Origin of the sequence: Spirulina sp. CCY15215 (genome assembly GCF_016888125.1) — a bacterium.
Taxonomy (GTDB): domain Bacteria; phylum Cyanobacteriota; class Cyanobacteriia; order Cyanobacteriales; family Spirulinaceae; genus CCY15215.
Map to the genome: position 1 here is coordinate 1 of NZ_JACSWA010000492.1, position 1,527 is coordinate 1,527.

At 39.8% G+C, this 1,527-nt stretch carries 1 protein-coding gene and 1 pseudogene; one reads left to right on the plus strand and one right to left on the minus strand.

Translation table 11 applies throughout. The features are described 5' to 3' along the window. Positions 1-191: 191 nt before the first annotated feature. Positions 192-479, plus strand: a pseudogene (locus JUI58_RS16625) (glutathione binding-like protein); the annotation flags it as partial. A gap of 82 nt (positions 480-561) precedes the next feature. Here JUI58_RS16625 and JUI58_RS16630 read toward each other — a convergent pair. Beyond that, positions 562-1,353 (minus strand): hypothetical protein, encoded by a 792-nt coding sequence (locus tag JUI58_RS16630; RefSeq protein ID WP_204104922.1) that lies wholly within the window; start codon positions 1,351-1,353, stop codon positions 562-564. Between the last annotated feature and the right edge of the window lie 174 nt (positions 1,354-1,527).

A 1,527-nucleotide genomic window follows, 5' to 3' on the forward strand; every position in this document is an offset into this window, starting at 1 on the left:
AGGAGGCTCGAAAGAGCAAAAACGCTATGCGTACAGGGTTGTTTAGTTAGATACAGTAATTGTCCTGTTAAAAGTGCAATACAAAGGCACCCTAATTAAACAACTCCAAGGCGGTAGCGAAACTAATATAAAGCCGTCCTTATAGGACGGGGTTTCTACCCAATTTTTCTAATGAAACCAAGGAGAACAGTTTCGGTCAATTGAGTCATTTTCGCAAGTTTGCTAAAGAACAAATTCCCTATGCGATCGCCCGTTATGAAAACGAAACCTTGCGCTTATTTGGGGTTTTGGACGGTCAATTAGAAAAGCATGAATTTATTGCTGGCGATTATTCTATTGCTGATATGGCGACTTATCCTTGGGTTGCAGCTTATGAATATTTAGGGGTAACATTGGATCAGTATTCTCATCTCAAACGCTGGACAGAAACCTTGCAAAATCGCCCAGCAGTACAGAAGGGAATGGCAATTTTAAGTTAGAATGAGAAAAGGAAAAATAAGCGATGAAATACTTTGATTTGGTTCTCTTAACTCATTCTAAAATGCAGCCTGCTATTCTCTCTTAAAACGGTAATCTCGGTCTTGGTGGAGTAACAGGAATACCAAATCCAGGTAAGCGAGGAATATCAATATCTGGATATAAGTTTTCTAAAGATTTCTGTAGGGCTGATGTTCCCAAGAGAGGCACTTGAAATCCTTGAAATAATGCCCCATTGAGAATATTTTCAACATCACTTTGTAGTAATTCTGCCACTTGTCCAAAAATGCCGCTAGGGGTAATAACAATTTTTTCTCCGGCTTTAATGGCGATCTCTTGTGGAACTTCTTCTGTTGTTTCTGACTCCTCTGTGATTGGTTTAATCTTTAGTTCTCCTTCTAAAACTTTAATTTCTGTCTCTCCTGCTGCGTTAACTTCCATGATATAAACAGTTCCTTCTATACCAATTTCAAACGTAGCTGTACAACCATTAGCGGGACCGCTTGCTAATAATAATCCTTGTTGAACTTCAATACATTGACCGACAATAACCGAAGATTGCGGTCCCAAACGACCCATTGCACCATTACTAAATAAAAGGGATGTACTCGCTGCTTGAGTACCAATCTTCTGCTTTAATAGGGCGATCGCATCTACTTCAGCAGGTTCTTCATTAATGAAAACGCCGTTTTCCTCCGCGTTTTCATCGGACTTTACGATTTCTTGTACGATTGCTTGATTGATTTGCGCGATCGCGGGAATTGGGCGCAGTGCCGAGTAAATAATAATTCCAAAACTGGCAAGTATTCCCCCAATTATTTGCACGTTAAAACCGTGCTGCTTTTTAACTCGAATCATCTCCATTTTTGCCTCCATTTTTGCTTGTTTTTATTCGGCAACCTGATTCAAATCTTTGCAAAACTCTTCGATTATACCACAAAATTAGTATTTTGAAAGTTGCAAATTTACAACATTGCTCCGAATAATTAGAGCTAGGGAGCGAGACGCTCCCACTACAATAAACCATAATGGGGGTAGTGCGTTCGCGTA